The organism is Peribacillus sp. AS_2 (genome assembly GCF_026891895.1).
In the GTDB taxonomy this organism is placed as follows: Bacteria; Bacillota; Bacilli; order Bacillales; family DSM-1321; genus Peribacillus; species Peribacillus frigoritolerans.
Window position 1 is genome coordinate 327,993 of the sequence record NZ_JAPTGA010000005.1, and the last position, 24,248, is coordinate 352,240.

Below are 24,248 nucleotides of genomic sequence, written 5' to 3' on the forward strand. Positions count from 1 at the left end.
TATATGCGAATTTTATATGCATAAAATTGCTTGTACTTACCATGTTTATATTAAATTGGAATTAGATGGACTCACATCGTCCAATGTAAGATGTTTTGTATAAAATCAGGTCATCAATCATGATTAATACACAGACACAGCTACGTCGCATTGGTGCTTTAAATATGATGAATTAATGTTTAAATTACTTGAATGAGACGCAAAGAATTAGTGAATTTAATATGGGAGCAAGTTAATAGAGAAAGTAGAAAATAAGAACACCTCCTCCCCCTTCATCACATTGTCTTACCAAAACTATTAAGCATTCTTTTAGAGCAGCAAAAATTAAATGTTTTTAATAGATCAGCAGGACTTATGCTCCAGCATGTGTGCAGTGCTCCAAGCGATGATAATTAAATATCAATTTGCAAGTTGTAATCAGAAAGTCTCCCATTTCCCTTAGTCAAAAGGCTTGATTACAGGGGTTTCTTCTGTAAGGGCCAGATTAACAAGAACATAGGCATTCAAATGATTACTATCTGTATAGTGAAGCTACTACTACAAACAGTCCACCCTCCTGAACGATTAGCTGTTCATTAATTAAGTCTTACAGTATCTTGTAATTGGAATCAGAAAGAGAAAAATAAATTTTTCTTTGGTGTACATAATATAGGGAATAACCAATGATAGTAAAAGTGTTATGAAAAGGGTGAGCAAATGGAAAGAAATAACGCGATTGACTTTATTAAATTTTTTGCCATATTTTCTGTTGTAGTCATTCATGTATTCCCTAGGGATAGCCAAATTGGTCTATTTATTCTCGATAACCTCTCAAGGTTTGCGGTGCCATTCTTCTTTACTGCATCTGGTTATTTGTTCGGTCAAAAGATGATCCATAAAAGGGATTCCTTTGATTATTTTAAAAGGTATATTATAAAAATCTTGAAACTGTATTTGTGCTGGCTCTTCTTTTATATGATGTATGATGTTCTAATTCTTTATAAAGATGCTGCCGATGTACCAAAGGAATTTGCTCAATACATTAATCATTTTTCTTTTCTTGACCTTTTATATTACGGAACTGGGACTAGCGGATACCAATTGTGGTTTTTAACCGCATTAATTTGGAGTGTTATCATTCTATTCGGTTTTTTTAAGTTAAAAAAAGCATGGCTTCTTTTACCCATTAGCTTAATATTCAACTTGTTAGGTCTTTTCGGACAATCGTATTCGGTGTTCTATGATCTTCCTCTGAGTACACGGGATGCTTTATTCATTGGTCTTTTTTATACAACTTTGGGATTCTTCTTTGCGGAAGATAAATTCTTTAAAAAGTCGGGAGCAATAACAGCCAAAACCAATTTATCTTTAATTTTAATCTTCTTTACTATCCAAGTGGTAGAAGGATACTTATTAGAAAAGATATTATCGGGAAGTCATGGGGAGTATTTTATTTCTACTATCTTTTTAACTGCATTTCTTTTTTTATTTGCATTAAATAATAAAACATTGGGGAAGGATTTGTTCATTACTAAAGTAGGAGGAAGAGCCCTGGGTATATACATTGTTCATGTAGTCTTCATCGATATTTTTGATTTAATTATATCGGCACTAAGAATGGATCATAAATCTGACAATCTTTTCTTAAAACTATTTGAGACACTCCTAATAATTACGATGTCGTACATTTCTTATGACCTGCTTCAATATTTCAAAAGGCGTTTAAGCGAATTGGTAAAAATCAGTTAGTGGAAGGTTAAAACCTTTACTTAGTGCTGGGATTTATAGATAAAAAAATCCCTGCTGGGAGCATGGGATTTTTTTTCAATTACAAATAATTAAAGCTTGGTCTCCACTGGATGAACTGGCGCTTCCTCTATACTGTCGCCAGCATGTTTTTTTGACCAGTAAGTCGCGAGAATTGGTCCCGATATGTTGTGCCATGCAGCAGCCAGGACGCTTGGAAGTGCTGCCAGCGGACCGAAATGTGCAGTGGCGAGTGCAACGCCTAACCCAGAGTTCTGCATGCCCACTTCAATCGAAATCGCCCTTCTATTGACTTCATCAAGTCCAAGCACTTTTGCTGCTAAGTAACCAAAAAGTAACCCAAATCCGTTATGAAGCATCACGGCAGTAAAAATAAGGAACCCGGAAGCAGCAATGCTAGCTGCGTTGCCTGAGACTACTGCGCTTACAATAGTAATGATGGCTGCTACCGAAATAAGTGGTAAAACGGTCAAGCTTTTTTCAACTGCTACTGGGAAAAACCGCTTAATGGCCAATCCTAAAACAATCGGTAGAAGGATGACTTGCACAATGGACTTAAACATATCAAAAAAATCAACAGGCATCCATTGTCCTGCCAGCAAAAGCAGAAGCAGCGGTGTCATGATAGGAGCCAGTAAAGTTGATACCGAAGTCATAGCTATCGATAAAGGTACATTCCCTTTTGCAAGATATACCATCACGTTAGAGGCTGTTCCACCTGGTACACAGCCAAGCAATACCAGACCTGCAGCTAATTCGGCTGGCAAATTCATGAGTTTAGCAATAAGGAATGCTACAGATGGCATAATGATAAACTGGGCGCAAACTCCAATTATCACGGGCAGTGGTTTAGTAATGATGATTTTAAAATCAACTGCTTTCAAAGTGAGCCCCATTCCAAACATGACAACGCCAAGCAATATTGTAATGAATCCCCCCAATCCCAAAAATGGCTCAGGAAATATAAAAGCAATGACGGATATTAAGATAACCCAAACAGCAAAATATTTTCCGGCTACTGCGCTTAATGCTTCTAATACTTTCATTCCATCACACTCTTTCTAGCATTAATATTTTATTGGGATTTAATAAATTATTTGGATCAAGGGCCACTTTGATTTTTTCCATCACAAACAATGAGTTCCCATGTTCTTTTTCCTGATATTTTTGTTTACCGACCCCAACACCATGTTCGCCAGTACATGTTCCCTTACGTTCTAAGGCATACAGGACAATTTGTTCATTTAGCTGTTCTGCTCTTTTAATCTCTTCTTGATTATTGTTATCAATCATTAAAAGTACGTGATAGTTCCCGTCGCCTACATGGCCGACGATCCCACCGGTAAGGCCAAGGAAATCAATAGCTTCCCTTGCATGGTGAATGGCACCGGACAGCTCTGAAATCGGAAGGCAGACATCAGTCACCATCAGTTTTTTTCCAGGATTGCCATGAATATAAGCATAAGCAAGATTATGGCGAGCTTCCCATAGGCGGTTCCTGGCAGCATTATCTGTTTCAAATTCAATATCGAAACAATTATGTTCAGCTACTATTTCCTTAGTGAACTCTATGTCTTGCTTTAACCCGGCTTCATTGCCATGAAACTCCAAAAATAGTGTAGGCGCTTCGTTATAGCTTGTATCACTATAAAGGTTAACCTGCTTCATCGAGGGTTCATCGACAAGTTCCACCCTTGCTATTGGAACACCTGACTGCAAAATGGATACAACAGCTTCCACCGCATGGGTCAATGTCGGAAATGATGCCCTTGCCGCCATAACGTGCTCAGGAATTCCGTAAACTCTTAACGTCAATTCCGTAAAGCAGCCAAGCGTTCCCTCTGATCCAACAAAAAGGCCGTTTAGATGGTAGCCTGATGACGATTTAGCCGCCAAATTGCCAGTATGTATAATCGAACCATCTGCAAGTACCACTTCAAGATCACGGACTTGATCACGCATCACACCATATTTAACTGATGTCGTTCCACTGGCATTTGTTGCCGCCATTCCGCCAAGAGTAGCATCAGCTCCCGGGTCAACGGAAAAAAACAAACCGTATTTTTTCAATTCTTTGTTTAGTTGCGAACGCGTTACGCCAGGCTGAACTTTTACGAGAAAATCGTTTTCACGCACTTCCAGGATTTTATTCATTAGTGAAAAATCAATTGTTATGCCATGGTTGTATGGTATGACATGTCCCTCGAGGCTTGATCCCAACCCAAAAGGAACCATCGGGATTTTGTACTTATTTGCCAATTTCACAACTTCACTAACTTGCTGTGCTGTTTCCGGAAATACAACAATATCTGGAAGACTTACAGCATGATAGGATTCATCTCTGGCATGCAATTCTCTTACTGTCTGGTTTTCCGTTACTTGGCTTCCCGAAAGGATTTGCTTTAAATCGTTGATTAAATTTACACTAGCCGCTTCCATTCTATTCTCCTTCTTTCTGCTATAGCATCCGTTTTTGTCATATCAAAAACTTATTTAGTTTCTTCTTCTATTCTTCAACTGAGTAACAAGAGATGGTTTCCCCCTCCTTAAATGGCTTTATATGATACCGTTTCCATTTACCGGATAATTGGTCTAACCAATTTTCATTATACTAAATTTTTTGACTTTTTCAACAATTATCCGTTTTATACTTTTCTCCATAAAAATATGCTTTATTCTCAATATTTATAGTTAATTTTCCATCCTTATAACAAAAACCCAAACGATCTTTAATAGCCATGTGAACGTAATTTGACTGAATCTAGACCATAATATTTTGACAATATTGGTCTAACCAATTAAAATATCAGATTTTTTCAACAGTTATTTATTTTAATTTTAATATTGCGGATTATCCCCTTGCTTCATAAATGAATGCTTGTTAGAATGATTTCACTAATAGTCGAACCAGCAAGTTGTTAGGGTTGTCATGGAAGGATGTGAAGAAAGTAATGGATTCAATACCAGTTAAATCTCCCAAAGTGTACGAAGTCATCTTCAATCAAATTAAGGAATCTTTTATTAGCGGTGAATTGAAACCTGGAGATAAATTACCGCCTGAACGCGAATTATCGAACCTTTTTAAAGTGAGTCGAACATCAATCAGGGAAGCCCTTCGAGTATTGGAGATAAACGGAGTCATTGAGATTAGACCAGGTGATGGAACATTTATCAGACAATCTGATGTTCAATCCCTGATTGAACAGCTATCCACCTCAATCATTAAATCTGAGGACAACATGGTCTATGAAATGCTTGAAGTCCGTCGAGTAATTGAAACGGAGTGTGCTTTTCTTGCTGCGCAGAGAGCAAACTCTCTTGATTTACAAAATATCCTTAAGGCTCTAGAAGAAATGGCACGCTCGGAACATGATGAAGAATTAGGCTTGCGAGCAGATCTGCTTTTTCACCATAGTATTGCACAAGCCACAAATAATTCCATATATGCTGGATTGGTTCATACTTTAAGTGACCAAATGAAAAATACGATTCGTGCCACCAGACGGCATCGTTTCGCAAAACCAGGTCATTTTCAAGAAACGCTTCAAGAACATAAAGAAATCTACTATTCCATCGCATTAAAGGACGCGGATAAAGCCAAGCAACTAATGAATGCCCATATCATTCGCATTAGAGAGCAGATGGCTGCGGCTACACTTGAAAGCATTGGAGAAGATGCAAAAATTGCTGCTTATCCAAATAAAAAAGACCAGCCTCACAATGCTGTAGGTGAAAAATAAAGTTCTGCTTGCAATATGATTAACCCAATATGAAACTACACCTCTAAAATTATCAACTAAGTGATTTTTTAACCTTGGCCTATTAATTGATACTACTTTGCCCAATAAAAAAAGCGCCTTTCTCAGAGGGCGCTAAGCTGGTTAATTATAGTTAAAAAATTGATCCCCTATATAAGTAAATGTTGGTTTTATCCTTTTGACATAGTGTAGGAATCAATGTTACATACTTTTAGAGCATTATCAATCAATGAAAGCTCTTCATTAATCATTGATAAGTAGGAAATATGATTGTCATTAATTTGTTCCTTTAACTCCAACAGCAGCGTTTTGTCCCTTAATATAAGGTAAATCTCGTCTGGATGTAACATATCACTTCTCCTTTTAATCAAGATATTACCTTTTACCCAAATTATTACAATCATTAACTTGTAAGCGGATGTTTTGTACTATATTTCACAAGGTATTGCTCAGTAACAATTCCTTCTTATAGTAAAGATCCATTAGTTGAAGTAGCACGACGATCTAAAAAAGGCTGTCGTATAGTAGTATTAAACGTCGAATATCCCCCCTTCTTACCTTGTTGTGTTAGACTTAATAGATAAAACCATATTTTCTTGGTTTTAATTGACTTTTCTTAGTCACACTTGCATAAGCAAAGGAGTGAAGGAAATGGAGAAAATCAGCGTTTTTTTGGATGACTATCGGAAAGCACCCGATGGCTATGTGTTAGTCGAGACTATTGACGAATGTTTAGAGCTATTGCAAAACTTTGATATTGAACATCTCTCTTTGGATCATGATTTATTAAATAAAACCAGGAATGGTTTTATGCTTGTTCAAGAGATGGTGAAAGAAAAACTATTTGCTAATCGCATTACTATTCACTCTGCCAATTCAGTTGGAGGTAAAGCGATGTACAACTGTTTAAAGCAAGCACAACGGAACTTAACTATGCCCCCTGCCATTATCGTATCCTTACGACCATTGCCCCTCAAATTCTTCCCGTCAAAGGTTCTGCAACATTATATAGATATACGGTAACCCTTCTCAATCTCAATTACATTTCACCCATTGTTTGTACATTAGACCAAGGGTAAGATACAAAGGGCAACTTTAATCCGAGTTGCTCTTTTTGTATTTCTACTTTGTTTAAGAGATTGAATATTTTTCATTGCACACTTTGCCATCATCACCATGTGAACAACTTGATCATCGAATTACTTTTTCTTTCTGGCTGCGTATATCTATATCCCAACTCCCATAGCATTGTACCGCCAAACAGAAGTTCATACCGGGTACACATAAAGATTCGACACATATGAGATAAGTAATTTTAAAGTTACTATCCCCCCCTGCCCTATCGCCTAATTAATTTTGGTGGTTTCTTAAGACTTATCTAGCCACCCAGATCTTTCAATTTTCTGTGGGATTTTTCCTTCTTTGAGGCTTTGTCATCCGTTGTATAAGGTAAACAGTTATCTTTGTATTTTTTTGCATTACCTGCCTCCTGATGTAAACGATAAATTTAATTGGAGCTGTTTAAAGCGCAACGAAAGCAGCTGTAAATATGATAGTGAAACGTTACGTCAAGAGGAAGCTGTGGTTGGAAGTATTGTTCGGGTGTCGATTGTTTCTCCAGGAGCTATCACAACAGAATTAACTCAAACAATTGCTGATACAGACTTGAAAGGGCGATTCTAGATGCTACCGTTAATGAGTTTATTGTAAGACCATCTCGACAACAGCCTTAATCGATAAAAGTTTTGAATAAATTGCAGGTCAATAAAATAGATCACACCCTGATTGAAAGCTGACAAGGGGTGATCTATTTTAGTCTTAAAGCCAATTGCTATTTAATATGCCCATTCTGCATTCATTGAATTAAGTCATGATTTCACTTCATTGAAAAATTGCGGCAGGTCTTCTTTATGCGCTTCGAGCATTTCATCCAGCTTTTTTTTTGCGATGGTGTCTGATGGTACTAAAAGGTTTATCGTCATCGCTACCAAAGCTTTATGATAATCTCCTGTGACAGCCGCTTCAGCAGCCATTCTTTCAAATGATTTAATTTGCTGGACCAACCCCCGGACTGCTACAGGCAGGTCGCCTATGGCGATTGGTCTAGGGCCTTCTTTGGTGATCACACAGTTAATTTCAATGGCTGATTCATCTGGAATACTCGCTATCGCTCCGTTATTATGTGTATTGACTGGCTGAATATCCCGCTTATCATTGTAAATCGAATTGATGAGGCTGCAGGCCGCTTCTCTGTAATACGCTCCACCGGGCTTTTCTAGTTGAGTCGGTTTAACATTCAGTTCAGGATCTCTATACAATTCAAATAGTTCTTTTTCCATTTGTTGAACGACCTCAGCCCTCGTCCCATTTGTTGCTGAGGATTCCTTTTCTTCGGCAAGCGATACAAAAAAAGCAATACACATGCAGTGTAATTGCTTTTTAAAGAAGTGTATGGATATAACTCATGCTAATTTAGCTTTCGTTAATATTCGAGCTATCCCCTAACAGGTAGACTATGGTTTTAATCGCCAAGTAAAAATAAACTCCTGCAGATTTTCCCCGGTTTACAATGACCTTACTTGTTCTTTACGATGGATAGTATCGTAATGGTGCTTATAATGCAGAGTGTGCCGAGCCACTCGGCGAAACCGAATGTTACATTCAGCCAGAAAACGGATATTAAGGTTGCGGATAATGGCTCAACGGAAGCCAATAAACTTACCTCTGAAGCCGAGATGAATTTTGTACTTTCCAAATAAAAATAAAAAGCAATGATCGTACCGAAAATGATGATGAATAAAACCGCTGAAAATGATGGTAACGTCCATTTGCCTTCAAATGCCCATGGGGGATGGATCATGCTAAAGCATATGCCTCCAATCAACATGCCCCAACCGACAACAATCATTGAACCCCATCTTGAAAGGAGTTTGAAAGGCTGCAATGTATAGAATGCCAAGGCAAAGGCTGATGTTACTCCCCAAAATACTGCCCACCCGGAAATGGACAGTGTACGTATGCTTCCTCCCGTCACAAGTAAAAAAGTGCCTAAAATCGCTATGATCACAGCTACGCTCACCGTAATGCTTGGCAAACGTTTGGAGCAAATGGCTAAATAACAAGTGATCAGTGCCGGGGCCAAGTATTGAAGGACAGTAGCAGTGGCTGCGTTGCCATGTTCAATTGCTGCAAAATATGTGTATTGAACTGCGAGCATTCCAAAAATGGCAAAAAGGATAATTTGAAGCGCATCATTTTTAGTTTTCCAAATCTCAAAAACTTTCAGTCTTTCATTCTTATAAGCGATCCCCAATAAGATGATTCCAGAAAGCAACAAGCGTACAACAGTGAGCCACTCAGGACTGAAACCTTGCTGCTGAAATAGATATTGAGCTGCCGTTCCTGACACTCCCCATAACGCAGCGCCAGTCAGTACCAGTGCAATCCCTTTATTTCTTGAAGGTGATATAGCAACTAAAGTATCATTATTCATTTTTTTCTTTCCCACTTTTTACACGTTCCGTATGGGCTTGTATTCTAAAGTAACTTTCTTTCCAATTCTTTTCTATCTCCTTAAGCACCATAGTGAGATTTCCCCCCCTAATAGCCTGTATGATCTGATCATGCTCATCAACGGAAATGTGAACATCACTTACCTGATTGAAATAAAACAGTTCCATTCGTATAAGTTTTTGTTTGAGTCCCGATAAAATCCGCTTCAACTCATCATTTGTAGAAAGATTGATGTAAATGGAATGAAAGTCATTATCTTTCTGGACGGCCACTATTTGATTTCCCTCGTCGATTGCGTTTTTAACTTCATGATTGATGGCTTCCATTTCCATTAAGTGTCTTTCTTCAATGAAATCAAAAGCCTGTTCCATAGCCAGCTTTTCCAGTGTCCAAACAAGGGAATATATGTTTAATCCCCCTTCGAATCGAATAGGTGAAACAATAGTTGAACGGCTCGGCTTGGTCTCGACAAATCCCTCATCCTCAAGCCTTAAAAGTGCTTCTCTAATAGGGGTTCTGCTTACTCCCAATTGTTCGGCTAATTCTTTGTCGCGTAATTGTTGGCCTGGCGTCAGGATTCCCTGGACAATCCAATCCCGCAATATCATGTATGCTTCTTCACGTACAGACGTACGTATAATTTTTTGTGAAGAATTTGAATGCTTCAACTGCTTTACCTCCTTAAAATACAGGTATATATAATATGCAATATATCACATATTGCATTCCGTTGGAAGAAATTATAGAACATTTGAAATCTGAGTCCCTTTTATAATACATCAAGCATCTTTTCACATAATAAAAGGGAATCCTTCCTTAGTAAAAACACTTTTTTACGATGGTGAAAGAAATCCTTCTATCATGAGTCCTCGAGCTTTAAATTTACAACGATTCACTGATTAAAAATAAAGTTCTATTTTTTTGTATACCATTGTATGTATTTTAAAATTCCTAGTACATTAGATTGAGACTAATGGCATTTGTAGTTTATTGCTTTCAGAATTAACAAATATTGGGTATTTTTCGCGAGTGATTTGGATACTTCTTCACTTTACTGACCATTTTCAAGTGAAATTTGTGTATCTAAAAAAATGTCTTGAAAATATCTTGGTGCTTACCGCACTCATTACATGAATATTCTATTTCCAATGCATCTTCAGTTACTGTATGAACTGTCTCTTTTTTACAAGTTTCACAAAATCTCTTTTCGGATATTTCTTTCATTATCATCCACACTCCGTTTTTTTCAACTTATTTGTAGCCTTGTTACTATTATTTTGCGAATATCCCACCGAAAAAATACCTTTTTCCTGAAGGGCCAGAGAAAAAGGTACTAAAATTATTAATTTAACCTTGGATTCCAATACATCAAAGCTGCATGAAACGGATATTCGTATTCGAAAACTCCTTCTTTTTCCACCACATATTTATTTAGGATCGTTTTTACTTCATCATAGGAAAAATGTTCATCAAGAATTTTTGTTGTATTATCTCGGATTGCTTCTTCATAAGTGGAATAGATTTTTTTACTTTTCAATTTAACGATCTTACAGTCCGCCAGTATACCAAGTTGATACAAAACATTCAAGATGTGTATGTAATCCCGTCTCCTTAAATTGATCGTATATCCTCGTTGCTTCAATTCCATATAATGAGGTTTTTCTGGTCCGGTTGTCATACCTACTATCGCTAAACGAGCTGCAGAATCATTCATTTTTAATAAGGTATGACCGATTTCACTCATTCGGTAATAACAATTAAAACCAAATACTACATCATATTTGACTTTTTTGTTATCACTTTCCCACTTATCATGAATTAACTCCATGTTTTCGAAACCTTTTTCGTTTGCCTGGGCTTCCAAAAAACTGATAATGCTTTTGGAACTATCTATACAAGTTAGCTTCCTGACTTCTTTTGCAATATCAAATGTATAATTGCCCCATCCAGGGCCGATTTCCAAAACATGATCATCCTGTTTTAATAATGCCAATAACTCTTGCTGCACAATTTTTGCATAAGGGTCCGCTTTATGTTGTTTTTTCGCTGCGACCTTGGAAGCCCAAAAAGCTTCTTCTGCAGCATCATCTTTTAGCCTGTTAGGTATCTTCCCTGTATGATCTGTCATTGCCTGTTTCCAAAGTTCAATATAATCTGTCATCTTTTCTCCCCTGAATTCGTATGTAGTTATCGGTTTTCAAATTAAAGCAAACAGCCAAATACTTCCTCTATTAAATATATTAGCATACCATAGCTAAAACTTTGTTTTACACATAAGAAAAAGGAGCAAAAACTTTGCTCCTGTATCCATATTGCTTATTTTTCTAAAAACTTTTATCTTTTCGATAAAGCTGACCACGTATTTTCAAGCCATTTATCAAAGTCTGCTCCTTTTTCACCCTCATATGTATCATATATATCCATTCTCATCTTCTGGAGTTTGTCTTTGAATTCGTGATATGTGTGATTTTCAGGTAAACTCTTCTTGATCCTCACTAAGATTTTGGTCAAACCTTTGATCAACTCGCCCTTTTTCCTTGCTGGCAATTGCACATCTTCGCCTAAACCTTTCAATTGACGGTAGGCTGCCTCTTGAACTTTATATACAGAATCATTATTCATGATATGTGTGAGAATGTCGATTACTTGTTTATTTTTTGCTTGACCCAATTCTTCGATTGCATCTAAACGTTCTCTCCAATTAGATTTGCGATTGGCAGACTTTTTTAATTCCTCATAGTTGGCAGGTAACTCGATACCCGTTGTTTCCTTGTTATTCAAATGAATCATTTCTCCTTCTGTCTTAGTGATCCGGATATCAAACATGTAATCCGATATGATAATCCCATTACCAAAATGGCTTATTCCTTCTTCATTATACCCTTTTCCATATTTTAATATAGTTAAATTTATCTGCCGTATCGTCAAACACCCGGGTTCCGGGACGAGATGCTTTGTTTGTCTTCAATTTACCTGCGCCTATTAACTTCAACTTTAAAAGGCATAAATCCTGCCTGGATTCATGCCGCTTTGAAGGATGCTTTTATTATTGAACATGTACAAATCTAGTCCACGTAATGTTTTTTATTATCTGGATGAATAGAAAATTTTTTACGTAAATTGACGAGGTTTACACCAAAACTTTCTTCTAAAAGTTCCCTATGTTTCTCCATGATTTCCATGAGATACAAATCATGAATCATGACTTCTGTAATGGGCATCACTAAACCTACATGCATGGTCCATGCTGCACGGCTATCTTTACCAAGAGAGACTATACCTGCGACTACTTCTGAATCATCTCCACTGATAACAAGCCATCGTCCACCATACTCTTCTGTAATTTCATAACCCATATAATGGAGGTAAACATTTGCAAAATCACAGACGATTTCCCCGTAGGCAATAATTGTTACATTGACCCCACCATTTGCGGCCTGTCTTAGTTCAGGTTCTAATTCTTCGAATTCGTCTTCCCAAATCTCTAAGAGTATTCTTTTTTTAGCAGATAATATACAAGCTTTAACCTTATCAAGTATTTCATTGCGCCCCATGATATTCCAGATATTTTCACGATCATTTGCAGACCGTTCGAACTCCGCTAATGATTTTTCTGCCAGTTCAAAATTCTCTTCCGCTTTCATCCGACGGTTTTTTATTAGCTCCTTTGCAGGAACAGGAGTATACTGTGGTGTGTTTCCAGGACTGACCAGAATATCTCCGCGTATGGCGAGACTATCCAGAATTTCATATATTCTTGAACGTGGTACACCGGAGTTTTTTGCTACTGCATAGCCTGTTAATGGCGATTCTTCCAATAAGGCAAGATATGCTTTCGCTTCATATTCGGTGAAATTCAGATTTTTTAATGTTTCTAAAATGGTTTCTTTCATAAACCCTCCAACACAACCTTAGTCGCTACCTTTGTAACTAATATTTTAGCAAAATCTGTTGACGTTTTCCATTTTCATCTAATATACTTACTAAGTAGTTACTTTAGTAACCACTATGAAAACGGGAGGGGGAATTAGTTTGGACAGCTTACTTACATACATTTCAATCGTGGCAATGATGGTTATTATACCGGGAGCAGATACAATGCTCTTAGTGAAAAATACGCTTAGCCATGGTCCGAAAGCGGGACGTTATACCGTTCTCGGAATGGCAACGGGACTTTCTTTTTGGACGCTTATAGCCATTCTTGGACTATCTGTTGTCATTGCAAAGTCTGTGATTCTTTTCAGTACAATCAAATATTTGGGAGCCGCCTACTTAATTTACTTAGGGATAAAAAGTTTTTTTGCTAAAAGCGTTTTTTCCTTAAAAGAAATTCAAGCACAAGCAAATACACCTGTTAAGTATTCAAACCGGCACAATAAAGATTCCTTCATGCAAGCATTACTTAATAATATTCTTAATCCAAAGACCGTTTTAGTTTATATAACAATCATGCCACAATTTATCGATTTAAACGGAAATGTAAACCAGCAATTGATTATATTAGCCTTCATCTTAACCTTGCTCGCTGTACTGTGGTTTCTATTTCTTGTTTATCTAATTGATTACGCAAAAAAATGGATGAACAATTCCAAATTCCAGAAAGCATTCCAAAAATCAACTGGCTTAATTTTAATCGGTTTTGGGATAAAAACAGGAATTTAAATTCATTTACTCACACATTCCGTTCAGATAATTGAACGGTTTTTTCATTTACGAACCGGCACCGATATCCTTTTAATTATACATATGGCACTGCATTATTGACTGCAAAGATTTTTACGTCTTCATCATTTAAAACAAGGCTGTTTTTGCATACTTTGTTGCTATTTACGAAGTAGTGCAGTGTGGTTGATTTCCCCTCCAGGTGCTCGCTTTCCTTGGTGCGGGCGGTGAGCCTCCTCGGCGTAAACGCCTGTGGGGTCTTACCTGTCCCGCTGCTCCCGCAGGAGTCTCGCACTTCCGCTCCAATCAACCTAAAATAGTTTCGCTTTAAAAACAACAATCTTTACGAAAAGAGCCTAAAACAAAAACGTCAGTATTTTCCCATAAGTGCAGGAAATACTGACGAAGTAATGTCCTATGAAGTTTGAAGTATCCCTTTTTGTCAATCCAAGCCGCAAGCCTTGGCAAGTACTTCAACAAGGTGCAAACTGTTCATTTGGTTCGCCGCTCCCTCCCTTTGGATGCCAATGCTCATTTGCATTTGGCATCCTGGGTTAACCGTAACAATGGTAGTTGCTTTCGTTTCGTTAAGATTCTTCATTTTCTCATCAAGAATTTTCATGGATTCATCAAAGTGGAGAAGATTGTAAATGCCTCCAGATGCACAGCAACGGTCAAACCCTTCCATTTCGACATAGGAAACTCCTGGTATGGATTGCAATAATAAACGAGGTTCCTTTTGGACCTTTTGTACATTGCGTAAATGACATGAATCTTGATAGGAAACGATGCCTTGCCATCCTTCAGTGAAGGGGAGCGGTCCCAATTGATGAAGAATTTGACTGATATCTTTTGATTTTTCCGAGAAAGCCCTTGCAGCCGCAGCCCATTCTTGATCCTCTGCCAATAGATGTCCATATTCAAGAAGCGAAGCACCGCAGCCTCCTGCGTTATTTACGATTACATCAGCATCCGTTTGCATGAAGGTTTGGATATTCCTCTTTGCCAATGCTTTCGCTTGTTTTGTTTCACCTTGATGGGAATGCAGAGCACCGCAGCAATTCTGATTTTCAGGGAGAATGACCTCACAACCTGCTATGGTAAGCAGCTCAATGGAAAGACGGTTAATTCGTGACATCATGGAATCCATGATACACCCAGTAAAAAATGCCACTTTTAATTTCATTTCCCCTTTTGCCGGCATAATCGTACCTGGCGGGATACGTTTGGAAGAAGTCTCGATGACTGGAAGTGCCTGTTCTAAATGTGCAAGGGCAGGGGAAACCTTCTGCAATATATTTGATGAACGGATAAGCTTGGATAAGCCGGTTTTTTGATAGAGCTGCACTGCACTTCCAATCCTGTTCATTCGTTTTGGATATGGAAAAAGATGAACCAATGCCAGTTTTTTGATTCTTGTCATTTTGTTTTTTTTGTTTGCTGACGGGGAGTTTTCAATGGCTTCTTTAGCTGCTTCCAGTATATGTCCGTATGGCACACCAACAGGACATGCTGTTTCACAAGCACGACAGCCTAAGCATAAGTCGATTGGTTCAGCTAAATCTTTTTGGAAATCTATTTTTCCTTCGGCTGCCATTTTCACTAGATTGATACGACCGCGTGGAGAGGCGGATTCCACACCCATTGATTCATATGTAGGGCATGCCGGTAAACAGTATCCGCATTTTACGCATTGGTTTGTCCAATCATAGGCATCTGAATATAAATTTTGGACCGCAGCATTTGACTCATTCGGTTTGGCGGGTAGATTCATGGAACCAACACGACCCTTGTCTGTCCCTTATCAGGAAAAATCTTCCCTGGATTCAGGATATTATTGGGATCCCATACTTCTTTAATTTTTTTCATCATATTCACTCCAGTAATTCCTAATTCCATTTCCATATATGGTGACTTTAAAGTACCGATTCCATGTTCCCCTGAGAGTGTTCCGCCTAATTCGATTGCCGCTTCAAAAATTTCACTGACAGCAAGCTCCACTTTTTTCATTTCCGTAATATTTCGTTTATCAGTAATGATGTTCGGATGTAAATTCCCATCCCCTGCATGACCGAATACAACCAAGTTCAACCCGTATTTCTCCCGGATATTGTTTAATCTCTCCATCATTGCCGGTATTTGACTACGTGGAACGGTCGCGTCTTCGGAAATTTTTGTAGGGCCCATTTGTGTAATGGCCGGGGAAACCAATTTACGCGCCCTCCAAATCGTTTGGCGCTCTTCCTCTGTCTCCGCTATCTTGACGTAGGAAGCACCCTCTGCCCTGCATATATCGGCGCATTTATTGATTTCTTCCTCAATCGCCAATGGGTGTCCATCTATTTCTATGATCAGAATGGCTTCTGCCTGAAGAGGCAACCCGGAAGGATGGTAGCTTTCAACAGCACGGATGCACGCATTATCCATTAATTCCAGGGCAGAGGGTAGAATTCCTGATGATAAAATGCTGGTAATTGCATGTCCAGAGTCTATCAAATGATTGAAGTGGGCGACAAATGTTTGTTTAGATTGAGGTTTTGGTATTAAGCGGATGATTGCCTCAGTTACGATGCCCAGAGTACCTTCCGATCCTACAATCAATCGGGTCAAATCATACCCAGTTACATTTTTTACGGTCTTTCCGCCAGTACGAATGATTTCTCCCGTCGGGGTGACCACCTCCAGACCTATCACGTATTCTTTTGTCGTTCCGTATTTCAATCCCTTTGGCCCGCTGGAGTTTTCTAATAGATTCCCGCCTATAGTGGCTACATTGGAACTGCTTGGATCCGGCGGATAGAATAAGCCAGCTTCTTCAGCCTTTTTATGAATATCTGCCGTAATCACCCCTGGAGAGACTATGGCAAGCATATTTTCCCGATCAATGATCAATTTATCCCGCAAAAGGGTCATATCAAGAACCATCCCCCCTTTAACAGGTAAAGGGCCGCCGCTTAGCGAGGTTCCTGATCCTCTAGGATAAACAGGTATTTTGTGAGTATTAGCCAATTTAACCACTTCACTGATTTCCTCCGCGTTTTTGGGCTGGATGACGATTTCGGGTAAATATTCCCCAAAAGAAGCGTCATAGCTATAACAATACCTTTCTGCCAAATCAAGAAACATTCTGTCACCTGGAATTACCTGTCGAAGATCGACCAAGGCTTCTTTCTCCATGCTTCCCACTTCCTTTCTTAATAGAAATTTGGAAAAGGTCTATCCGTATGTAATATAATGGCATTTTAAGATTCTGCTAGATATAATGATGAAAGAAAAGGAGGTTTTTTTTTGAAAATCGCACTGATTCATGCAACCACAACTGCACTAAAACCAATTGAAATTGCCTTTCAGACCGTTGCACCGAACATTGAACTCCTTCATTTCATGGACACGTCTCTTCTCTCCTTGATGGAAAAGAGCGGCAAGTTAACTCCTGAAATCATCCGCCGCTTTTCTGCATTAGTGAATTTAGCTTTTGATTCTGATGTTTCATGCATCCAACTTACTTGCTCTGCCTTTAATGACATCACTGCAATTTTACAGCCTTTATACTCTGTAAAGTTATTTCGTTCAGATGAGGCCATGCTTGATGAAGCTCTTCGCTATACTCGCATTGGCCTGGTTTCCACCGTAAAAGAAACGCCGATCGCCCTTCAGAACTACCTATTAAATAAGAATCCGGACTGTATGATCGAATCATTGGTTGATCCCGGTATCATCCATTTATTATCACAAGGAAAAAGAAAGGAACATGACGATCGGGTTAAAAAGATGGTGGAACAATTGGATGGAAAGACAGAAGTGATTTTGCTTTCACAATATAGTATGGAACATATCGCAAAGCAGGTTAATCCCTCTGTCCCTGTCCTAACGGCGCCGTTATTGGCTGCGAAAAGGTGTTTGGCCCATTTGAATGGAATGTACACATGAGTTTTCTTCGAAAAAATCATAACTTTGCCAGCATGATCGTATGTCACATCATATATACCGTTTTTTAACCGTTTGTATGATGCGAACCGCCAAAAACTTTGCCTACACCTTGAATTTTTTCAAGGATGACAATCAGAAGGACTGATATGAAAATAACCACGCTCGACACGGATGCGACGATTGGATTGTAGGCATCCTGCATTTGCGAGAAAATCTCGATCGGCAGCGTTCTCATTTCAGGTGATACCATAAAAAGAGAGACTGTTACATTATCAAATGATGTCAAAAATGCGAATAATCCCCCTGAGATGGCCGCGGATCCAATTAGCGGCAGTGTCACTTTCATGAATACCGTTAGTGGATTGGCTCCAAGTATGGCCGCAGCCCTTTCGAGATTATAATCAAATCCACTTAAACCGGTTAATACGAGCCTCATGACATATGGTATGCAAATCACGATATGGGCAATTAAAAATCCTGTAGACGTACCGGCAAGCATCATTGGTGTAAAGTACATTAAGAGTGCAATCCCTAAGACTAATTGCGGCACACTTAATGGAGAAGTTAAAAGGGCCGTAATATACGATTTTCCCGGAATATCATACTTTGCGATGCCAAGGGCACCCAAAGTACCGAATATGACGGAGAAAAGGGCAGCTAATGCCGCGAACTTCGCACTGTTCAAAAATGCTTCCAAAAATTCAGGGCGCTCCAAGATCTTGGCATACCATTGCAGTGAAAAGCCTTCAGCCGGAAAACTTGGATAATTGGCACTTGTAAAAGAAGCGGGAATAACGACAATGAGCGGGATCAAGATATAGATAATGGCCAAAACGGCTACTGCAACCCGAAGGCCGCCAAACGTTTTCATCATCGGAATACCTCCTTGAATTTCCCTTTTTCAAACGCTCTGGTAAAGACGGCTACCGATATGACAGTGGTTGCTAATAGAATATAAGAAAGAGCAGATCCGAATGTCCAATGCAGCAGGTTATTAATTTGATCATAGATGACAACAGGCATCACGGGCACGTTGGCTCCCCCCATTAGTGCAGGCGTCACATAAGCACTCATTGACAAACTGAATACGAGAATGCAGCCAGATACGATACCTGGGATGCTTAGCGGCAATGTAATGGAAAAGAACCTTCTGAATGGGCTTGCCCCAAGTATGGCTCCTGCCTTATCAAGAGAAGGATCGATATTATAAAGACTTGCTACGATGGATAAGATCATGAAAGGAAGATATGCATTGGAAAGCCCAATCACAACTCCTATCTCCGAAAACAATAGTTTCAATGGTGCATCTATTATGCCAAGGGCCATCAAGGTTTGATTAATCGTTCCATTAGGCAAGAGCAAAAGGTACCAGCCAAAATTACGGACAACTATACTTACCAAGAGCGGTGACACGATCAAGAGAGTGATATACCCTCTGATCCGCGCTGAACTTTTGGCCATTGTCAAAGCTACTGGATATCCAAGAAATAAAGCAACCAAGACCGAATATAAACTGATCTTCACTGTCAGCCATAATGAAGATAAGTAATAGCTATCGGAAAATAATTGTGTATAGTTTTTAATGCTATAAACTGCCTCCGCTCCTCCAAGATTATCTGTGGATATGAAGCTTAAATATAAAATGTATAACATCGGTATGACAAAGAAACCAAATATGAAAAGCAGAATCGGCGTTAAAAGAAGTAATCCCGGCACCCAGACTTTCCTTTTCTTGCTTTTAGGCTTCTTTTGCGGCTCGATAGGACTCGTTTGCTGTTCTATTTCTTGACTAGCATAACTTCTGATGGGCTCCATCCAATCAACACCTCACTTCCATTTTGCCATGATGAATCGAAAGCGGAAGTCAATACTTGAATACTTTTCCCCTGTAACAGAACATTGATTTCCCATGAGGTACCGAGATAGTTCATTTGGCTGATCTTGGCACGATGGAAATCCATTGGAGATGAAGATTTTTCATCGAGAGAAACAATTTGCAGTTTTTCCGGTCTAATATAAAGTTTTACCTCATCCCCGGTTTTCAGATCACTTGCATTTCCCATGACGTTATTTGTGTCGACATGAGTGATATCAGAACCGATCTTGACTGCAACTTTCCGCATATCGATAGCAGACACATTCCCTTCAAAACAATTCGATTTCCCGATGAATTGAAAGACGAACTCTGTCTTCGGATGATTGTATATTTCAGTCGGAGTACTGATTTGTTCAATTTTCCCTGCATTCATGACCACGACTCGATCAGACATGGATAGAGCTTCTTCTTGATCATGAGTCACAAAAATGGTCGTTACGCCAATTTCCTTTTGTAAACGCTTAATCTCGGCCCTTAGTTCATGACGCAGCTTTGCATCAAGGTTTGAAAGCGGCTCGTCAAGCAAAAGGAGCTCCGGTTCAACAACAAGTGCCCTTGAAATCGCTACACGCTGACGCTGACCTCCTGATAATTCCCTTGGATAACGATTCTCCAATCCTGACATCTTCACTAATTCAAGCGCTTTACTAATCTTCTTTTTTTGCTCAGCTTTTCCGACTTTGCGCAGTTTCAAGCCAAAACTGAGATTTTCATAGACTGTCATATGGGGGAAAAGCGAATAGGTTTGAAAAACCATTCCTAAATCACGCTTGTAAGGCGGAACCTTCGTAACATTATTGCCTTTAATATGGACCTCGCCCCGATCCGGATCGAGGAACCCGGCAATAAGGTTTAAGGTTGTGGACTTTCCGCACCCGGAAGGACCAAGAAGAGTGAGTAGCTCTCCTTGTTTCACCTCCAAATCAATGCCATTCAGGACAACATTCGCTCCAAATTGTTTAAACGCGCCTTTTATCTCTACATCATTTTTATTTGAGCCAACCCCCTGAACTGCCTCCAGGTGTTGCCTATTAATTTCCACATCTTTTTTTAATACTTCCATGTGATCAACACGCTCCTTTTTATTTGAGTTTTTTCCCTAATTCAGGAGTAACCTCTTTCGCCCATCTGTCTGACACCTCTGCACGGATCTCGGCAAACTTGGCGAAATCAGGTTTGAATGTTTTATCACCTGCTTTAAGCCCGATTGACTCTTCATATTTTTCTGGAATTTTCATGCCTTCCACTGTCGGATAAAATCCTTTTTCGGAAATTAATGCTTGTGCTTCTTCACTGATTACATAGTTGATGAATTCTAGGGCTTCTTTGCTATTTGGCGTATTTTTCACTAGACCAGCGCTGAAAGCTTGAAGCGGCACCCCTTCTTTAGGCACGGCCATCTTAATCGGAATACCTGAAACGGCTAATTCACCGATGGAATAACTTCCCATGACCGTTACGTCAGCAGCTCCTTGTTGGATCGCTGGCATCATTTGCGTTGAGTTTTTATAAAATGTATTGGAATACGCTGCAAGATCTTTTGCCTTTTCGAGACCTGGTTCCATGTCTTCCGTACTGCCGCCGTTTGAAATGGCCAGACCATTAAGGGTATTGAAACCCCAATCATTCGTAATATCTGAAAATGCCGTTTTACCCTCGTAATCAGGAGAGACAAGATCATTCCATGATTCAATTGATTTTAAGCCTTCCTTTTTAAAGGTTTCCGTATTATAAGCTGGTGCAATGACCAAACCAAATGCTGGAGCGGCCGCATTTTCAACCGGAATGAACCGTGAATCCACCGATTTCATATTGGGAACATTGGACTCATCAATTGGTACGATCAGTTCCTTCTCCTTAGCGCGTATAACATCAACCGGTACAAAAAGGGCAACATCTATTTGCGGAGCATTCTTCTGTAATTCCACTTTGGATAGGATTTCACCTGATAAACCGGAAATATAATTAACCGTAATTCCCGTTTCTTCTTTGAATTTTGGGGCAATCACATCTCGGATGGCACTTTCGATGACACCGCCATTACCGGCTATCGTTATTTTTTTCTCTCCTTTTTCACCCGCACCCGTTTGTACGGATTCCCCTGGTTTTTGCGGAGTAGGATTACCACATCCCGCAAGAGCGATCAATACTATTATTGATAAAAGACTCATCAGCTTTTTCATAATCATTACCTCCCGTTTTTCATTGATTTCCAATAATTCCTTGTTCGGTGAAATAATTCACGGCCCCTGGATGAAAATCCAAGGGAACTTGTTTAGTTGCTTCCGTTATTGAAATATCAGAAGCAGCACGATGTGTATGCTGCAGTTCAGGCAGATGTTCATATAATGTTTTCACAAGATTGTAAGCATGAGGATCAGACATTTCCTTGTAGGTTACCAGGACATTTTTAATTGAAATCGTTTGTACATTTTTTTTCATCCCCCTGTATGTATCTCTGGGAATTTCATTATGGGTATAAACTCCATATTGTTTTTGAAGGCGTTCAATGATGTCTCCCGGTATTGGAATGAAAGTTAGTTCCGTCTGTTTGGATATGAAAGCGATTTCATTATTAGGGATTCCCGAAGAAAAGAAAGCTGCATCAATGGTACCATTTCGTAATGCTTCTGCAGATTGAGAAAAAGAAAGATAGGATAAATTCAATTGATCAGTCGGTAAATCGGATTCTAACAGTATCCGCTCTGCAATAAGCCTTGTACCGCTTCCAGCCGTTCCTACACTAATGCGTTTACCCACTAAATCTTCCAAGGAATCAATATCATTTTGTTTAGTAGAAACAATTTGAACATAATTGGAATATAGGGCCGTTAAAGCTCTTAACTTGGATTTATCCGTTTCAGGCAAATCCAGTACATCTACTGAGGTAAAACCAATTTCTGCCCGATGACGGCTAACCAATTCAGTATTTTCGATGGAAGCATCGGTGACCTGGGTACCTGACACAGCCCCGTTGTATTTTTCATACATATTTGATAATCTTTGTCCCAATGAAAAGTAAACACCTGTCATATCTCCGGTTCCAATGATTAACATCCTGTTATTTAAATCCTGTCCTTCAGAAGTTAGTTGCCTCTGGATCAAGGTAGTAGCAGGTTTAGATATTTCCTGCTGCTCATTCATAAAAGAACATCCTGTCATGAAACAAAATAACAAAGCGACTTTTATAAAGAGTGCGCCATTTTTCATCGTGATCCTCCTTTCTTAATGAATTTAGATGCAAATGCCATGCCAAGTCGATTTTCTGCTTTAAAACGCAAATCCTGCCGATTTCAAGAATGTCATACAAGGATAAACCGGCAATTTTTTCCGGTTTTCCAGAAAAAATTGCCGGTTTACGCGATGAACCCTTTATTCTTCTTTTGAAATGAGCTTGATTTTATCACGAAGGCTCCTTTCAGAAATTTTTAGGATTTGGGCTGTTTTTTGCCGATGATTATTACAATATTGAAGAGTGGCCGTTATAACCTTTTCTTCTATCTCTTTCATGGAAATGCCAATGGGAATCCTGAAACTGTTGAAATCGTCGTCCGTGCCATCCGGCTGACGAATGAACTTCTGTTCTTGAACATATTGCGGCAAGTCGGTTTCTTCCATTTTTTTTGAGTTTGATAGGGCAACAGCATATTCTATAATGTTTCCAAGCTCCCGGACATTCCCAGGGTAATGATAATCCAGTAAAATCCGACGTGCGGTTGCCGAGAACATCTTTTCTTCACGATTCATATCCTTCGCGTGTTTTTTTATAAAATAATCCATAAGGATCGGTAAATCTTCTTTTCTATCTCTTAGTGGCGGCATCGAGATAGGAATGACATTTAGCCTGAAAAACAAATCCTCCCTAAATTCCCCTTCCATCACCATTTGTTCAAGGTTTTTATTGGCTGCACTTATAATACGGACGTCCAATGAGATTTTTGAATTGGATCCCAGAGGCGTCACTTCCCGTTCCTGCAATACCCTTAATAATTTGGCTTGAAGTGGAAGGGGCATTTCACTGATTTCATCCAGAAAAAGAATCCCTCCATTAGCAGCAACGAATTTCCCTTCCTTCCTCTGAGTTGCACCCGAAAATGCTCCCTTTTCATAACCGAACAATTCAGATTCCAGCAGCATCTCAGGAATTGCTGCACAGTTGACGATCTGTATTGGATTGTTTTTCCTTCTTCCCAACGTATGGATATTTCGGGCTACAAGCTCCTTTCCAGTACCACTTTCTCCCGTGATGAGAACACTGGAATCAATATCTTTCACTCTTTCGATCATTGAGAAAATACGCTGCATCGCCTTGCTGTTACCAAGGAAGTTACCGAATCCCTTTTGAATCTCTAATTCTTCATGTAATGTCTCCAATTGATTGGACATCTGTTTGAATTCGGCTGCCCTCATCAACAACAAAGAAAGTTCTTCAATATTAATTGGTTTTTCAATATAGTAGTAGGCTCCTTTTTTTATGGCCTCAATGGAAGTTTCAATGGATGAATAGGCAGTCATCATGATGACTGTTACGTTAGGTGATATTTGTTTGACTTTCTGTAGGACATCAAGTCCACTTTTATTTCCTATTCTCAAATCAAGTAACACAATATCAAAGTGCTGATTGTCGATTTTCCGTAGACCCTCATCCGGGTCTGTAGTTGTCATGACATCATAAGAATCTTCCAATGCAAAGCTAAGAGCGGTGCAAATAGCAGGTTCATCATCAATCACCAATACTTGCATTTTCATATGACTCCTCCTCT

At 39.1% G+C, this 24,248-nt stretch carries 21 protein-coding genes and 1 pseudogene; 5 read left to right on the plus strand and 17 right to left on the minus strand.

Going from position 1 to position 24,248, the window contains the following annotated elements:
* Positions 1-696 precede the first annotated feature (696 nt).
* Positions 697-1,728 (plus strand): acyltransferase, encoded by a 1,032-nt coding sequence (locus OTG27_RS11800; RefSeq protein WP_268937022.1) that lies wholly within the window; start codon positions 697-699, stop codon positions 1,726-1,728.
* An 89-nt stretch (positions 1,729-1,817) separates the two neighbouring features.
* On the opposite strand, the gene OTG27_RS11805 is transcribed toward OTG27_RS11800, so the two are convergent.
* Both OTG27_RS11805 and OTG27_RS11810 read right to left on the minus strand, forming a co-directional pair.
* Positions 1,818-2,792 carry a bile acid:sodium symporter family protein gene (locus tag OTG27_RS11805; protein WP_268937023.1) on the minus strand — a complete coding sequence of 325 codons (975 nt, stop codon included), beginning with the start codon at positions 2,790-2,792 and terminating at the stop codon, positions 1,818-1,820.
* A gap of 4 nt (positions 2,793-2,796) precedes the next feature.
* Positions 2,797-4,185, minus strand: a complete 1,389-nt coding sequence (locus OTG27_RS11810) for an FAD-binding oxidoreductase (RefSeq protein WP_268937024.1) — start codon at positions 4,183-4,185, stop codon at positions 2,797-2,799.
* A gap of 512 nt (positions 4,186-4,697) precedes the next feature.
* Between OTG27_RS11810 and OTG27_RS11815 the strand changes: the two genes are divergently transcribed.
* On the plus strand, positions 4,698-5,486 hold the full coding sequence (locus OTG27_RS11815) for a FadR/GntR family transcriptional regulator (RefSeq protein ID WP_268937025.1): 789 nt from the start codon (positions 4,698-4,700) through the stop codon (positions 5,484-5,486).
* Positions 5,487-5,674: 188 nt separating this feature from the next.
* Here the strand turns inward: OTG27_RS11815 and OTG27_RS11820 are convergent, their stop codons facing one another.
* On the minus strand, positions 5,675-5,854 hold the full coding sequence (locus tag OTG27_RS11820) for a hypothetical protein (protein WP_268937026.1): 180 nt from the start codon (positions 5,852-5,854) through the stop codon (positions 5,675-5,677).
* A gap of 301 nt (positions 5,855-6,155) precedes the next feature.
* Between OTG27_RS11820 and OTG27_RS11825 the strand changes: the two genes are divergently transcribed.
* Complete coding sequence (locus OTG27_RS11825; protein ID WP_057277645.1) at positions 6,156-6,527, plus strand: cyclic-phosphate processing receiver domain-containing protein; 372 nt, start codon at positions 6,156-6,158, stop codon at positions 6,525-6,527.
* 845 nt (positions 6,528-7,372) lie between these two features.
* On the opposite strand, the pseudogene OTG27_RS11830 reads toward OTG27_RS11825, so the two are convergent.
* The 6 genes and pseudogenes from OTG27_RS11830 to OTG27_RS11855 form a co-directional block, all read right to left on the minus strand.
* Positions 7,373-7,903, minus strand: a pseudogene (locus tag OTG27_RS11830) (family 4 glycosyl hydrolase); the annotation flags it as partial.
* Positions 7,904-8,079: 176 nt separating this feature from the next.
* Entirely contained in the window at positions 8,080-8,997 is a 918-nt protein-coding gene (locus OTG27_RS11835) for a DMT family transporter (RefSeq protein ID WP_268937027.1), read from the minus strand.
* On the minus strand, positions 8,990-9,685 hold the full coding sequence (locus tag OTG27_RS11840; RefSeq protein WP_268937028.1) for a GntR family transcriptional regulator: 696 nt from the start codon (positions 9,683-9,685) through the stop codon (positions 8,990-8,992). Before OTG27_RS11840 ends, OTG27_RS11835 begins: the two co-directional genes overlap by 8 nt.
* A 674-nt stretch (positions 9,686-10,359) precedes the next feature.
* A complete protein-coding gene (locus tag OTG27_RS11845; protein WP_268937029.1) occupies positions 10,360-11,178 on the minus strand; it encodes a methyltransferase domain-containing protein in 819 nt (272 codons plus the stop codon).
* Between the two features lie 173 nt (positions 11,179-11,351).
* Complete coding sequence (locus tag OTG27_RS11850) at positions 11,352-11,807, minus strand: HEAT repeat domain-containing protein (RefSeq protein WP_268937068.1); 456 nt, start codon at positions 11,805-11,807, stop codon at positions 11,352-11,354.
* Positions 11,808-12,082: 275 nt separating this feature from the next.
* The gene (locus OTG27_RS11855) at positions 12,083-12,910 is read right to left on the minus strand and encodes a TrmB family transcriptional regulator (protein ID WP_034306726.1); all 828 of its coding nucleotides are present in this window, start codon (positions 12,908-12,910) and stop codon (positions 12,083-12,085) included.
* A 139-nt stretch (positions 12,911-13,049) separates the two neighbouring features.
* Between OTG27_RS11855 and OTG27_RS11860 the strand changes: the two genes are divergently transcribed.
* Positions 13,050-13,679, plus strand: coding sequence for a homoserine/threonine efflux transporter (locus OTG27_RS11860; protein ID WP_098186777.1), 630 nt, complete (start codon positions 13,050-13,052; stop codon positions 13,677-13,679).
* Between the two features lie 442 nt (positions 13,680-14,121).
* Here the strand turns inward: OTG27_RS11860 and OTG27_RS11865 are convergent, their stop codons facing one another.
* Both OTG27_RS11865 and OTG27_RS11870 read right to left on the minus strand, forming a co-directional pair.
* Positions 14,122-15,453 (minus strand): (Fe-S)-binding protein, encoded by a 1,332-nt coding sequence (locus OTG27_RS11865; RefSeq protein WP_268937030.1) that lies wholly within the window; start codon positions 15,451-15,453, stop codon positions 14,122-14,124.
* Entirely contained in the window at positions 15,450-16,856 is a 1,407-nt protein-coding gene (locus OTG27_RS11870) for an FAD-binding oxidoreductase (RefSeq protein WP_268937031.1), read from the minus strand. Before OTG27_RS11870 ends, OTG27_RS11865 begins: the two co-directional genes overlap by 4 nt.
* 111 nt (positions 16,857-16,967) lie before the next feature.
* On the opposite strand from OTG27_RS11870, the gene OTG27_RS11875 reads away from it, so the two are divergent.
* Complete coding sequence (locus tag OTG27_RS11875) at positions 16,968-17,609, plus strand: hypothetical protein (RefSeq protein ID WP_268937032.1); 642 nt, start codon at positions 16,968-16,970, stop codon at positions 17,607-17,609.
* 64 nt (positions 17,610-17,673) lie between these two features.
* Here OTG27_RS11875 and OTG27_RS11880 read toward each other — a convergent pair whose 3' ends face one another.
* From OTG27_RS11880 to OTG27_RS11905, 6 genes are all read right to left on the minus strand, one after another.
* Positions 17,674-18,480, minus strand: coding sequence for an ABC transporter permease (locus tag OTG27_RS11880; protein ID WP_095678476.1), 807 nt, complete (start codon positions 18,478-18,480; stop codon positions 17,674-17,676).
* Positions 18,480-19,424 (minus strand): ABC transporter permease, encoded by a 945-nt coding sequence (locus OTG27_RS11885; RefSeq protein WP_048684420.1) that lies wholly within the window; start codon positions 19,422-19,424, stop codon positions 18,480-18,482. The genes OTG27_RS11880 and OTG27_RS11885 overlap by 1 nt, the downstream gene beginning before the upstream one ends.
* Entirely contained in the window at positions 19,388-20,548 is a 1,161-nt protein-coding gene (locus OTG27_RS11890) for an ABC transporter ATP-binding protein (protein WP_268937033.1), read from the minus strand. Before OTG27_RS11890 ends, OTG27_RS11885 begins: the two co-directional genes overlap by 37 nt.
* Before the next feature lie 19 nt (positions 20,549-20,567).
* Positions 20,568-21,668, minus strand: coding sequence for an ABC transporter substrate-binding protein (locus OTG27_RS11895; protein WP_034306740.1), 1,101 nt, complete (start codon positions 21,666-21,668; stop codon positions 20,568-20,570).
* Positions 21,669-21,687: 19 nt separating this feature from the next.
* Positions 21,688-22,695, minus strand: coding sequence for a TAXI family TRAP transporter solute-binding subunit (locus OTG27_RS11900; protein WP_268937034.1), 1,008 nt, complete (start codon positions 22,693-22,695; stop codon positions 21,688-21,690).
* A 162-nt stretch (positions 22,696-22,857) separates the two neighbouring features.
* Positions 22,858-24,234 (minus strand): sigma-54-dependent transcriptional regulator, encoded by a 1,377-nt coding sequence (locus tag OTG27_RS11905; protein WP_268937035.1) that lies wholly within the window; start codon positions 24,232-24,234, stop codon positions 22,858-22,860.
* Positions 24,235-24,248: the final 14 nt, after the last annotated feature.